This window comes from Streptomyces sp. HUAS 15-9 (assembly GCF_025642155.1).
GTDB lineage: Bacteria > Actinomycetota > Actinomycetes > Streptomycetales > Streptomycetaceae > Streptomyces.
Genome location: NZ_CP106798.1, coordinates 6,441,114 through 6,453,853, shown reverse-complemented (window position 1 = coordinate 6,453,853; position 12,740 = coordinate 6,441,114). Strand labels below are relative to the sequence as shown.

10 protein-coding genes are annotated in these 12,740 nt (G+C 72.8%); 3 read left to right on the top strand and 7 right to left on the bottom strand.

The genetic code is table 11. The features are described from left to right. Nucleotides 1–65: 65 nt before the first annotated feature. Nucleotides 66–887, bottom strand: coding sequence for a recombination regulator RecX (gene recX, locus N8I87_RS29875; protein ID WP_263213373.1), 822 nt, complete (start codon nucleotides 885–887; stop codon nucleotides 66–68). A 3-nt stretch (nucleotides 888–890) separates the two neighbouring features. Continuing rightward, complete coding sequence (recA, locus tag N8I87_RS29870) at nucleotides 891–2,015, bottom strand: recombinase RecA (protein ID WP_263213371.1); 1,125 nt, start codon at nucleotides 2,013–2,015, stop codon at nucleotides 891–893. Between the two features lie 413 nt (nucleotides 2,016–2,428). On the opposite strand from recA, the gene N8I87_RS29865 reads away from it, so the two are divergent. Then, nucleotides 2,429–3,190 (top strand): hypothetical protein, encoded by a 762-nt coding sequence (locus N8I87_RS29865; protein WP_263213370.1) that lies wholly within the window; start codon nucleotides 2,429–2,431, stop codon nucleotides 3,188–3,190. 9 nt (nucleotides 3,191–3,199) lie between these two features. On the opposite strand, the gene N8I87_RS29860 is transcribed toward N8I87_RS29865, so the two are convergent. Beyond that, on the bottom strand, nucleotides 3,200–4,468 hold the full coding sequence (locus tag N8I87_RS29860) for an AI-2E family transporter (RefSeq protein ID WP_263213368.1): 1,269 nt from the start codon (nucleotides 4,466–4,468) through the stop codon (nucleotides 3,200–3,202). A 60-nt stretch (nucleotides 4,469–4,528) separates the two neighbouring features. After that, nucleotides 4,529–4,723 carry a DUF3046 domain-containing protein gene (locus tag N8I87_RS29855; protein WP_263213367.1) on the bottom strand — a complete coding sequence of 65 codons (195 nt, stop codon included), beginning with the start codon at nucleotides 4,721–4,723 and terminating at the stop codon, nucleotides 4,529–4,531. An 80-nt stretch (nucleotides 4,724–4,803) separates the two neighbouring features. On the opposite strand from N8I87_RS29855, the gene N8I87_RS29850 reads away from it, so the two are divergent. Further along, entirely contained in the window at nucleotides 4,804–5,748 is a 945-nt protein-coding gene (locus N8I87_RS29850) for a prenyltransferase/squalene oxidase repeat-containing protein (protein ID WP_263213365.1), read from the top strand. A 12-nt stretch (nucleotides 5,749–5,760) separates the two neighbouring features. Here N8I87_RS29850 and N8I87_RS29845 read toward each other — a convergent pair whose 3' ends face one another. Genes N8I87_RS29845 through N8I87_RS29835 form a run of 3 tightly spaced genes read right to left on the bottom strand, consistent with a single transcriptional unit; the run spans nucleotide 5,761 to nucleotide 7,687 of the window. Next, nucleotides 5,761–6,069, bottom strand: coding sequence for an AzlD domain-containing protein (locus N8I87_RS29845; protein ID WP_263213364.1), 309 nt, complete (start codon nucleotides 6,067–6,069; stop codon nucleotides 5,761–5,763). Then, nucleotides 6,066–6,824, bottom strand: a complete 759-nt coding sequence (locus N8I87_RS29840; RefSeq protein ID WP_263213363.1) for an AzlC family ABC transporter permease — start codon at nucleotides 6,822–6,824, stop codon at nucleotides 6,066–6,068. The genes N8I87_RS29845 and N8I87_RS29840 overlap by 4 nt, the downstream gene beginning before the upstream one ends. Then, nucleotides 6,725–7,687, bottom strand: a complete 963-nt coding sequence (locus N8I87_RS29835) for a helix-turn-helix domain-containing protein (protein WP_263213361.1) — start codon at nucleotides 7,685–7,687, stop codon at nucleotides 6,725–6,727. The genes N8I87_RS29840 and N8I87_RS29835 overlap by 100 nt, the downstream gene beginning before the upstream one ends. Before the next feature lie 119 nt (nucleotides 7,688–7,806). Between N8I87_RS29835 and N8I87_RS29830 the strand changes: the two genes are divergently transcribed. Beyond that, on the top strand, nucleotides 7,807–12,735 hold the full coding sequence (locus tag N8I87_RS29830; protein ID WP_263213360.1) for an ATP-dependent helicase: 4,929 nt from the start codon (nucleotides 7,807–7,809) through the stop codon (nucleotides 12,733–12,735). The last annotated feature ends 5 nt before the right edge of the window (nucleotides 12,736–12,740 follow it).

The following is a 12,740-nucleotide window of genomic DNA, read 5'->3' as shown; positions in this document are numbered from 1 at the left end:
CCCTCAACCAAGAGGAGCGGGCCACCAATAGGAGCGGACCGCCCGGTCGGGCGGCCGACGGTGGCTCAGGACTCCTCGCCCTCGAGGAACTCCATGTCCTCGCCCTCTTCTTCCAGCGCCTGCCGGACCACCCGGAGAGCCATGCCCTCGGAGTACCCCTTGCGGGCGAGCATCCCCGCGAGGCGCCGTATCCGCTTGTCGCGGTCGAGGCCGCGGGTGGCGCGCAGCTTGCGGACGACGAGTTCGCGGGCGGTCGCCTCCTCCTGCTCGGAGTCGAGCCGGCCGACGGCCTCGTCGATCAGCGTCGAGTCGACGCCCTTGGTCCGCAGTTCACGCGCGAGCGCGCGCCGGGCCAGCCCCCGGCCGTGGTGCCGGGACTCCACCCAGGCGTCGGCGAACGCGCTGTCGTCGATCAGGCCGACCTCCTCGAACCGCGACAGCACTTCGCCCGCGACCTCGTCCGGGATCTCCCTCTTGCGCAGGGCGTCCGCGAGCTGCTTCCGCGTGCGCGGGGTCCCGGTGAGCAGGCGCAGACAGATCGCCCGCGCCCGCTCAGCCGGGTCCCCCGGGTGCTCCTTCTTCTCGGCCCTCGACGAGGAGAAGGAGTCCCCGTCCTCATCAGGCACCGCACCGGATGCCTCACCGAAGCCACCGCGCCCGCGCCGTCCGCGCGAGCCGCCCCGGGCACGCGTCCCACGGCCACCGCGCCGTGAACCGCCGCGCGGATCGTCGCCGTACGGGCCGTCACCCCCGTACGGCCCGGTGGCGGACGCGCCGTCGCCCCCCGCGCCGTCGCCCGTCCAGGCAGGACCCGCGCCGGCTCTCCCCCGCCGCTCCCGCGGAGCGTCGGGGTGCGCGTACTCGGCCCAGTCGGTTCGTCGTGTCACGGGTCAGCTCTTGGCTGCGCCGGCCTTGGGCTTGGCGGCCTTGCCGGCTGCCGGGGCGGGCGCCGTCTTCCCGGCGTCCGTACCGGCCGCGACCACGGCGTCGGCGCCCGGCTCGGCCGTGGGCTCCTCCGGCCGCACTCCGACGCCCAGCTTCTCCTTGATCTTCTTCTCGATCTCGTTGGCCAGGTCGGGGTTGTCCTTCAGGAAGTTGCGCGCGTTCTCCTTGCCCTGGCCGAGCTGGTCGCCCTCGTACGTGTACCAGGCACCGGCCTTGCGGACGAAGCCGTGCTCGACGCCCATGTCGATCAGACCGCCCTCGCGGCTGATGCCCTGGCCGTAGAGGATGTCGAACTCGGCCTGCTTGAAGGGCGGCGCGACCTTGTTCTTGACGACCTTGCAGCGGGTGCGGTTGCCGACCGCCTCCGTGCCGTCCTTCAGGGTCTCGATGCGGCGGATGTCGATGCGCACCGAGGCGTAGAACTTCAGCGCCCGGCCACCGGTCGTGGTCTCCGGGGAGCCGAACATCACGCCGATCTTCTCGCGGAGCTGGTTGATGAAGATCGCGGTGGTCTTCGACTGGTTGAGCGCGCTGGTGATCTTCCGCAGGGCCTGGCTCATCAGACGGGCCTGCAGACCGACGTGGCTGTCGCCCATCTCGCCCTCGATCTCCGCGCGCGGGACGAGCGCGGCGACGGAGTCGATGACGATGAGGTCGAGGGCGCCGGAGCGGACCAGCATGTCCACGATCTCCAGGGCCTGCTCGCCGTTGTCGGGCTGGGAGAGGATGAGGTTGTCGATGTCGACGCCGAGCTTGCGCGCGTACTCGGGGTCGAGGGCGTGCTCCGCGTCCACGAACGCGACCTGACCGCCGGCCTTCTGTGCGTTCGCCACGGCGTGCAGGGTCAGGGTCGTCTTACCGGAGGACTCCGGGCCGTAGATCTCCACGACGCGGCCGCGCGGCAGTCCGCCGACGCCCAGGGCCACGTCGAGCGCGGTCGACCCGGTCGGGATGACCTCGATGGGCTCCTTCGACCGCTCGCCCATGCGCATGACCGCGCCCTTGCCGAATTGCCGTTCAATCTGTGCGAGCGCGGCGTCGAGCGCCTTCTCGCGGTCGGTTCCTGCCATGGGTTCCACCCGGTTTGCTTGAGTCGATCGCTTCACGTCAAAGACGCTAACGCCTGCCACTGACAATGCGCCCCGACGCCGGCCCGGCCTGTGGATAACTCGGACACTTCTCCACCCAAACCGTGTCGAAATCCCCGTCGAGAGCCTCGCCCGAGCCTCCATAAGAATGGATGTTCGATTTTTATGTCAAGCGCACCAGGCGCCACCTGCGATGCTTCGTCGTGGCCCTGGCGAAGCCCCTGCCGAAGCCACTGCCGCGCACCCGACACCGGCCCAACGCCGCCCGGCCCGCGCGGCTACTCCGGGCGGTGTACGACAGTTGTCTTCGACCGGACGACGACCGCGCGGGACGCCCCCGGGAGCCTTGAGCCATGCTTCCGTCCCCGTCACAGTCCCAGAGGAACCCGCGGTCCATGAAGGACCTGCCGTCCATCGACGCCCGGCACGCCGTCGAGCGTCTCTGTCACGCGACCGGTCTGCTTCTCGTCGCCTCCGGTCTGGCGCACCTGGTGGTGTTCGCGGTCGACGGCGGTCCCTGGGACGGTCCTGTCTCCTGGCGCAAGCCCGTCACGTTCGGGCTCTCCTTCGGGGTGACGCTGATCGCGGTCACCTGGGTCACGTCGTATCTGCGCGTCGGGCAGCGGCTGCGCACCGTGCTGCTCGTCGTGATCGCCGCCGACTGTGTGGTGGAGGTCGGCGGCATCACCCTTCAGGCGTGGCGCCGGGTGCCCTCGCACCTCGACATGGAGACCCCCTTCGACACGGCTGTGTCCATGACGCTCGCGGTGGGCGGCGGTGTGCTCGTGGTGCTGCTCACCGTCTTCGCCGTGGCGTCGTTCCGGAACCGGGCGACGGGCCCGGCGGGCATGCCGCTCGCGGTGCGCTCCGGGTTCGCGATCCTGCTCGTGGGGCTGGCCTCGGGCGCCGCGATGATCGCCCGCGGTGTGGTGCTCACCCGGACCGGTCACCAGGAGGCGGCGTACCACTCGACGGCCCCGCTCAAGCCGCTGCACGGAGTGAGCCTGCACGCCGTCCTGATCCTGCCGACGCTGGCGTGGCTGCTGTCGCACACGTCCTGGAGCGAGCGGACACGGCAGCGCATCGTGGCCGTCGCGGTCGGCTGCTACGCGGCCGCCGTGGCCGGTGCCGGGGTGTGGGCGGTCCTCACGTACTGAACCCGTGCGTCAGGAAGACTCCTCCGGAAGCCCCGCCCCGGGCTCCGTCGGCCCCGGCTGCCCCGCCCACAGCCGACGCGCACGCGCCATCAGGCCGGGACCGGACGCCCCGCGTGTGCGGTGCCCCTGCACCCGGGGGTCGTCCGTGACCTCGTACCTCTTCACATACGCGCCCAGGAAGGCCTGCAGCGTGGCGACCGCGGGGATGGCGATCAGGGCGCCGACGGCACCGAGCAGTGCGGTGCCCGCGATGACGGACCCGAAGGCGACCGCCGGGTGGATGTCGACGGTCTTCGAGGTCAGCTTGGGCTGCAGCACATAGTTCTCGAACTGCTGGTAGACCACGACGAAGGCCAGCACCCACACCGCGTACCAGGGGTTGACCGTGAACGCGATCAACATGGGCAACGCGCCCGCGAGATACGTGCCGATGGTGGGGATGAACTGCGAGACCAGACCCACCCAGACGCCCAGCACGGGCGCGTACGGCACGCCCAGGGCCTGGAGCAGGATGTAGTGCGCGATCCCGGAGATGAGCGCCATGAGGCCGCGCGAGTAGAGGTAGCCGCCGGTCTTGTCCACGGCGATCTCCCACGCGCGCAGCACCTCGGCCTGCCGGGCGGGCGGCAGGACGGAGCACAGGGTGCGGCGCAGCCGCGGCCCGTCGGCGGCGAAGTAGAACGAGAAGAGGGTGACCGTCAGCAGCCGGAACAGACCGCCGAGCACCTGGGCGGAGACGTCGAGCACACCGGCCGCGCTGGTCTGCGCGTACTTGCGCAGCCAGTCGGAGTGGAGCAGCCCTTCCTGGACGTCCACGCGTCTGAGGTCGGTGTGGAACGTCTGGTTGACCCAGTTGATCAACGAGTCGAGATAGCCGGGGAAGCCCTCGACCATCTTGACGATCTGGCCCGCGAGCATCGACCCGAGCAGCGTGATGAAGCCCGCGGTCACGATCATCAGGCCGAGGAAGACCAGGAAGGTGGCGAGTCCCCTGCGCATTCCGTGGGCGGACATCCAGCTCACCGCGGGTTCTATCGCGAGGGCCAGGAAGAACGCGATGAGGATGTTGATCAGCAGCCCGGTCAGCTGGTGGAAGGCCCAGCTGCCGAGCTGGAACACGGCGACGAGGGCGAGCGCGAGCACCATGGCGCGCGGCAGCCAGCGCGGCATGCGGGCGGCCGGTCCGGCGGCGCCCTCGGCCGGGGTCCGGGCGGGCGGCGTCGTACCGAACGGGGATGCGTGCTGGGCGAGCTGCCCGGTGTCGTCAGTGGGGGCCACGGTGCAAGTGTCGCCCACGCCGCTGACAGCCCGCTGTCGGCCCGCGATCTTCGTTACCGGTCAGCGCCTCTCCCCCGGCACGTTCATGACGGTGCAGACCACCCGCCATACGTCCTTGGCCTCCCAGCCGGCGTTCAGCGCCTCGTGCACCGTGCGTCCGCCCAGCTCCGACATCACATGATCGCGCGCGAATGTCTCGGCGTACCCCACTCCGAAGTGTTCCGCCATCCGCTGCCAGAAGACCGTCAACCGCATGACACCAGTATCCCGCCCCTTGGGGTGGGCCCTGCCGGGGACCGCCTTGCGAGACCGCTTTCCGTCCTACGGTCTGACGCATGCCCGAAACAGGAGCTTCTCCACTCCACCCTGTGTCCCCGGCGCGCACACCGCTCATCCGCGCCGAACAGTTCGTCTGGCTCACCGCGCGCGTGCTGGAGCAGCGCCTGTTCGCCTTCCACTTCCTGAACGGCGGTGCCGATCCGGTGGAGACGGCGCTGGACGCCTACCGCAACGAGGACGGCGGGTACGGCCATGCTCTCGAGCCCGATCTGCGCGGCCCGGTGAGCCAGCCGCTGCACACGGGCCACGCGCTGCGCGTCCTGGACGCCGTGGGACGGTGCGGCGGGCAGCGGGTGGAGCGGGTGTGCCGCTATCTGACGTCCGTCTCCACCTCCGACGGCGCCCTGCCGGCGATCCATCCCAGCCAGCGCGGCTATCCGGCGGCCCCGTTCATCCCGATCGTGGACAACCCGCCGAGCGAGCTGCTGGCCACCGGACCGGTGGTGGGCCTGCTGCACCGCAACGAGGTGTGGCACGCCTGGCTGTTCCGGGCCACCGACTTCTGCTGGCAGGCCGTGAACGGCCTGGAGGAGTCCCACCCCTACGAGGTAGAGGCCGCGGTGGCTTTCCTGGACTCGGTGCCCGACCGCCCGCGCGCGGAGGCGGCCGCCGACCGCCTGGGCCGCCTGGTGCGCGAGCAGCGGCTCGCGGCACTGGACCCGGAGCGGCTCGAGGAGTACCCCGTCGCTCCGGGCTATGCCCCTGGCGAGCATCACTTCCCGCACGACTTCGCGAGGACACCGCAGTCGCTCGCGCGCGCGTGGTTCACGGACGAGGAGATGACACGTTCCCTGGACTTCCTCACGGCCGAGCAGCAGGAGGACGGCGGCTGGCCGGTGCGCTGGCGTCAGTGGGCGCCCGGCACGGCGCTGGAGGCCCGCCCCGTGGTGACGATCGAGGCCCTGCGCACCCTCAGGGCGTACGGCCGGTTCGTGGGCTGAGCCGGGGCACCGTCATCCTCCGACGGCCCGCACCCCCGCCGTGACCACCACGGCCGCCGCGACGACGAGCAGGAACGGGGCACGCAGCACCAGCGCCACGGCGGCGGCCGCGAGCCCCGCGGCCCGGGCGTCCAGCACCAGCGCGTGCCCGTGGGCGAAGGTCTGCTGGGCCGTGAGGGCGGCGAGGAGAGCGACAGGCAGCAGGGCGGCGAGCCGCTTGACCAGCGGGCGCTCCAGGGCTCCCGCGGGCACGAGCAGTCCGGCGAGCTTGACGGCGTAGCAGCCGAGGGCGGTCACGCCGATCGCGATCCAGGTGTTCAACGGTCTTCCTCTGGTGCGTCGTCGGGTACGTCGTGTCGGGTACGGCCCCTGCGGCGGCCCTCCGCCCACAGGACGACCGGCGCCGCGAGCGCGGCCACCAGGACGGGCACACCGGCGGGCAGGACGGGCAGCAGGCCAAGTCCGAGCAGCACCGCCAGGGCCGCGACGGCGCGCTCGGTGGCGGTCTTCACCATGGGGGCGAGCAGCGCCAGGAACACGGCGGGTCCGGCCGCGTCCAGGCCCCACGCCTCGGTGTCGCCGATGGCCTTGGCACCCAGGGCGCCGAGCAGCGTGGTGAGGTTCCACAGCAGGTACAGGCTGAGGCCGGTGACGGTGAAGCCGATCCGCACCGCGCGCCGGGTCGGCTGCGCCAGCGCCACCGCCGTCGTCTCGTCGATCACCCACTGGGCGGCGAACGGCCGCACCGCGCGCGGGAGGGCCAGCAACTGCGACAGCCGCAGCCCGTAGAACGCGTTGCGCACCCCGAGGAAGAAGGCACCCGCGGCCGCCGTGAGCGGGTTGCCTCCTGCGGCCAGCGCCCCCACCAGGGCGAACTGCGAGGCGCCGGTGAACACCAGGAGGCTGAGCGCACAGGTCTGCAGCAGGCTCAGTCCGCTGCCGGCCGAGGTCACCCCGAAGGCGAACCCGGACAGTCCTACGGCGACCCCGACTCCGAGGGCGTCGCGTACGACGGCGGCATCCGGTTTCCCTCCGTCGTCGGCGCGTATGTCTGCGAGAGCTGTCTGTTGTGCCACGCGTCGGACGTTACGAGCGGTCCGCGCCCCAGGTCTTGTACGTTCTTGCGCTCTCGCTGGTACGCCCCCGGGGGCACGCCGACGATCCGGGCGAAGTGCCGGTTGAGGTGCGACTGATCGGTGAAGCCGACGGTGACGGCCGCCTCCGCGGGTGCGGTCCCGGCGTCCAGCAGGTGCCGTGCCCGGCGCACCCGGGCGTCGGTCAGCCAGGCGTGGGGCGGCATGCCGTAGGAGTCACGGAACGCCCGCAGCAGCGCGAAGGGACTGGTCCCCAGGTCGGCGGCCAGCCGCTCCAGGGTGGGCGGCTCCGTCATCCGCTCCTCCAGCACGGCACGCGCCCGTGCCGCGGTGCGGGCCCCGGCCGTGCGCACCTCGCGCCGCGGCAGCGGCCCGCCGTTGAGCCGCAGCAGCCGGGTCACGGCCACCCGCAGCAGGGTGTCGGCGGCCAGCGCGTTGCCCTCGTCGGCGGCGCGCAGCACCTGGTGCACCAGGCCGACCGTGTACGGATCGTCGAGCACGGGACTGACGAAGCCGGGGGTGCCGCGGATCATGGTGGTCTCGGCCGCGATGGCGCCCACCACCTCGGGCGAGGGGTAGACCGCCCCGTACCGCCAGCCCTCCGGAACACCCGCCCGTCCGGTGTGCGGGGTGTCCGGATTGACCAGGGCGAGCGCTCCCGCGCCGACCTGGACGTCGGACCCGCCGTGGTGGAAGACCTCGACGCCGTCGGCGATGGCGGCGATCACGAAGTTCTCGTGGGTGTGCCGGACGAAGGTCTTGCGGATGTACCGGGCCCACAACAGGTCGACGCCGGGCAGTTCCTCGTACTGCCAGTGCCTCGCCCGCTCACCCGATCCCGCCATGCGGTCATTCTCCTGCACACCCACCGACCAGCGGCCGCCCGCGGGCGGACCGGCCATCGGGTTCGGTCCGGTTTTCCCAGGTCAGCGGGATTGTCAGTGCGCGGGTGCAGGATGGACGCATGGTCAGCTCCGCACACCGAGCCCTCGACGGCTTCTCCCCCGCGACCCGCGGCTGGTTCACGGGGGCCTTTTCCGCGCCCACCGCGGCCCAGGCGGGCGCGTGGCAGACCATCGGCGAGGGCTCGGACGTGCTGGTGGTGGCCCCGACCGGCTCCGGCAAGACGCTGGCCGCCTTCCTCGCCGCGCTGGACGAGCTCGCCTCCACGCCCGCGCCGGCCGACCCGAAGAAACGCTGTCGCGTTCTGTACGTGTCACCGCTGAAGGCCCTCGCGGTCGACGTCGAGCGCAACCTCCGCAGCCCGCTGACCGGTATCCGCCACGAGTCCGTGCGCCTGGGCCTGCCCGAGCCCGAGATCAAGGTCGGCATCCGCTCCGGCGACACCCCGGCCGCCGAGCGCCGCGCCCTGTCCACACGCCCGCCGGACATCCTGATCACCACCCCGGAGTCCCTGTTCCTGATGCTGACGTCGGCCACGCGCGATGCGCTGACCGGCGTGGAGACGGTGATCCTGGACGAGGTGCACGCGGTCGCGGGCACCAAGCGCGGCGCGCATCTGGCGCTCTCCCTGGAGCGGCTGGACGAGCTGCTGCCCCGGCCCGCCCGCCGCATCGGTCTGTCCGCGACGGTCCGCCCGGTGGACGAAGTGGCCCGCTATCTCTCCCCGCGCCGCAAGGTGGAGATCGTCCAGCCGAAGTCCGGCAAGGAGTTCGACCTCTCCGTCGTCGTCCCGGTCGAGGACCTGGGCGAGCTGGGCGGCTCCCCGGTGGCCGACGGCAACGAGGGGGGCGAGCGGCCCTCGATCTGGCCGCATGTCGAGGAGCGGATCACCGACCTGGTCCAGGCCCACCGCTCGACGATCGTGTTCGCGAACTCACGCCGTCTCGCGGAGCGGCTGTGCAACCGGCTCAACGAGATCGCCTACGAGCGCGCGACCGGCGAGCCCCTGGAGGAGCACCACTCCCCCGCCGAGCTCATGGGCGGCTCGGGCGCGGCCCAGGGCGCGCCCCCGGTGATCGCCCGCGCGCACCACGGCTCCGTCTCCAAGGAGCAGCGCGCCCTGGTCGAGGAGGATCTGAAGGCGGGCCGCCTGCCCGCCGTGGTGGCCACCTCCAGCCTCGAACTGGGCATCGACATGGGTGCGGTGGACCTGGTCGTCCAGGTCGAGTCCCCGCCGTCGGTGGCCTCCGGACTGCAGCGGGTCGGCCGTGCGGGACACCAGGTGGGCGCGGTCTCCACCGGCGTGGTCTTCCCGAAGTACCGGGGCGACCTGGTGCAGGCCGCGGTGGTCACCGAGCGGATGCGTTCCGGCTCCATCGAGTCCCTGAGGGTGCCCGCCAACCCCCTGGACGTACTCGCGCAGCAGCTCGTCGCGATGACGGCCCTGGACAGCTGGCAGTTCGACGACCTGCTCGCCGCGGTCCGCCGCGCCGCGCCCTTCGCCTCGCTCCCCGAATCGGCCTTCACGGCGGTCCTCGACATGCTCGCGGGCCGCTACCCGTCCGACGCCTTCGCCGAGCTGCGTCCGCGCGTGGTGTGGGACCGCGTGACCGGGACGATCACCGGCCGTCCGGGCGCCCAGCGCCTCGCCGTCACCTCCGGCGGCACGATTCCCGACCGCGGTCTGTTCGGGGTCTTCCTCGCCGGGGCGGATCCCAAGAAGGGCGGCGGGCGGGTCGGCGAGCTCGACGAGGAGATGGTCTACGAGTCCCGGGTCGGTGACGTGTTCACGCTCGGCACCAGCTCATGGCGCATCGAGGACATCACCCGCGACCGCGTCCTGGTCTCCCCCGCCCCCGGCGTGCCCGGCCGCCTCCCCTTCTGGAAGGGCGACCAGCTGGGCCGCCCGCTCGAACTGGGCCGCGCGGTGGGCGCGTTCCTGCGCGAGGTCGGCTCGCTGCCCAAGGACGACGCCCGCCTGCGTCTCCTCGCCGCGGGCCTCGACGCCTGGGCCGCGGACAACGTCCTGTCCTACCTCGACGAGCAGCGCGAGGCCTGCGGCCACGTCCCGGACGACCGGACGATCGTCGTGGAGCGCTTCCGCGACGAACTGGGCGACTGGCGGGTCGTCGTGCACTCCCCGTTCGGCGCCCAGGTCCACGCCCCGTGGGCGCTCGCCCTCGGCGCCCGCCTCTCCGAGCGGTACGGCATGGACGCGCAGGTCATGCACGCCGACGACGGCATCGTGCTGCGGCTGCCCGACGCCGATCTGATGGGCCTGGACCTGCTCGACCAGGAGCCGCGGAAGGCCGGCACGGAATACGACGCCGACCAGGCTCCGGTCGGCGCGGCGGACGTCGCCTTCGACAAGGGCGAGGTCGACCAGATCGTCACCGACCAGGTCGGCGGCTCAGCCCTGTTCGCGTCCCGGTTCCGCGAGTGTGCCGCCCGCGCGCTGCTGCTGCCGCGCCGCAACCCCGGTAAGCGCACCCCGCTGTGGCAGCAGCGCCAGCGCGCGGCCCAGCTGCTCCAGGTGGCCAGCGAGTTCGGCTCGTTCCCGATCGTTCTGGAGGCGGTGCGCGAGTGCCTCCAGGACGTGTTCGACGTCCCCGGCCTGGTCGAGCTGATGGGCGACCTCGAGTCCCGCAAGGTGCGCCTGGTCGAGGTCACCACCCCCGAGCCCTCCCCCTTCGCGCGCTCCCTCCTGTTCGGGTACGTGGCCCAGTTCCTGTACGAGGGAGACTCCCCGCTCGCCGAGCGCCGTGCCGCGGCGCTCTCCCTGGACTCGCGGCTGCTGGCCGAGCTACTGGGCCAGGCGGAGCTGCGCGAACTGCTCGACGCGGACGTGCTGACCGAACTGGAGCGGGAGCTCCACTGGCTCACCGAGGACCGCCGCGTCAAGGACGTCGAAGGCGTCGCCGACCTGCTGCGGATGCTGGGCCCGCTCACGGACGCCGAACTGGCGGAGCGGGGTGCCGAGCCACAGTGGGCCGAGGAGCTGGCCGGAGCCCGCCGCGCCATCCGGGTGCGGATCGCCGGCGCCGAGCACTGGGCGGCCGTCGAGGACGCGGGCCGGCTGCGCGACGCCCTGGGCACGGCGCTGCCGGTCGGCGTCCCCGAGGCCTTCACCGAGCCGGTCAAGGACCCGCTGGGCGACCTTCTGGCCCGGTACGCCCGCACACACGGCCCGTTTACCTCGGCCACGGCGGCCGCCCGCTTCGGCCTGGGCGTGGCGGTCACGGAGGGCACTCTGCAGCGGCTCGCCGCGGGCGGCCGTGTCGTGCAGGGCGAGTTCCACCCCGCGGGGATCGGCCAGGAGTGGTGCGACGCGGCCGTGCTGCGCCGACTGCGCCGCCGCTCGCTGGCCGCCCTGCGGCACGAGCTGGAGCCGGTGCCGCCCGCCGCGCTGGCGCAGTTCCTGCCGCAGTGGCAGCACATCGGCAAGGGCCACGGCCTGCGCGGTATCGACGGACTGGTGCGTGCCATCGAGCAGTTGCAGGGCGCGTCCGTGCCCGCGTCCGCCCTGGAGAAGCTGGTCCTGCCGTCCCGCGTCGTGAACTACACCCCGGCGATGCTCGACGAACTCACCTCCGCGGGCGAGGTGGTGTGGGCCGGAGCGGGCGCGCTGCCCGGCAAGGACGGCTGGGTCTCCCTCCATCTGGCGGACGCAGCCCCGCTGCTCCTGCCGCCGCCCCATCCCCTGGAGCTGACCGCACTTCACCAGTCCGTCCTGGACGCGCTGTCCGGCGGCTACGGCCTGTTCTTCCGTCAGATCGCCGACCAGGTGAGGGCCACCACACACCCTGACGCCACCGACCCTCAACTGGCCGACGTCGTCTGGGACCTGGCCTGGTCCGGACGGCTCACGAACGACACGCTCGCACCGATGCGTTCCCTCCTGGGCTCCGGCCGGACCGCGGGCTCCACGGCCCATCGCGCCAAGCGCACGGTCCCGCGCGGGCGTTACGGTTCCCTGACCGCGGCCGCCCGCACCGCCTCGCGCACCGGACCGCCGACCGTGGCCGGCCGCTGGTCGCTGCTCCCCCAGCGTGAGCCGGACGCCACCGTGCGCGCCCACGCCCTGGCCCGCGCACTCCTCGACCGGCACGGCGTGGTCACCCGGGGAGCGGTCTCTGCGGAGGGCGTCGAGGGCGGCTTCTCCGCCGTGTACCGGATCCTGTCCGCCTTCGAGGAGAGCGGCCAGGCCCGGCGCGGCTATGTCGTGGAGGGGCTCGGTGCGGCCCAGTTCGCGATGGACGGGGCGGTGGACCGCCTGCGCACGGTGGCCAATGCCCGCGAGCGGGGCGAGGGCCTGCCCGGTACGGGCCCCGGGAACGGCGGCTCGCCGGGCTTCGGGCAATCGGACGACACCGTCTTCCCGGCTCCCTTCGGCCAGGCCGACACCGGATTCGACCCGGCCGCCCTCGACGCCGACTTCGACGGCTACTTCGACGGGCCAGCAGACCACCGCACCGCACCGGGCGACCATGTCTCCCCCCGGGACTTCGCCGCGCCCGGTTACGGCGGCCCCCGGGGCGGTCCGACCGCCCCTTACGCTTCCGGCTACGGCGACCGCCGTACCCGTACCCCCTCCGCCGACACGCGGGCCGTCGTCCTCGCCGCGGCCGACCCCGCCAACGCCTACGGCGCCGCCCTCGCCTGGCCCGAGCCGCCGACCGGGGCCGGGCACAAGCCGGGGCGCAAGGCGGGCTCGCTGGTGGTGCTGGTGGACGGCGAGCTGACCCTCTACATGGAGCGCGGCGGCAAGACGCTGCTGGCCTGGCCCTCCGCCCCGGACACGGAGGCGGGCGACGATCCCCGCCTGCGGTCAGCCGCGGAGGCCCTGGCGGCGGCCGCCCGCGCGGGCACCCTCGGCACGGTCACGGTGGAGCGGGTCAACGGCGCCTCGGCCCTGACCTCCCCCATAGGTGCCCTCCTGGAAGGAGCGGGCTTCATCGCGACCCCGCGCGGACTGCGGCTCAGGGCATGATCCGC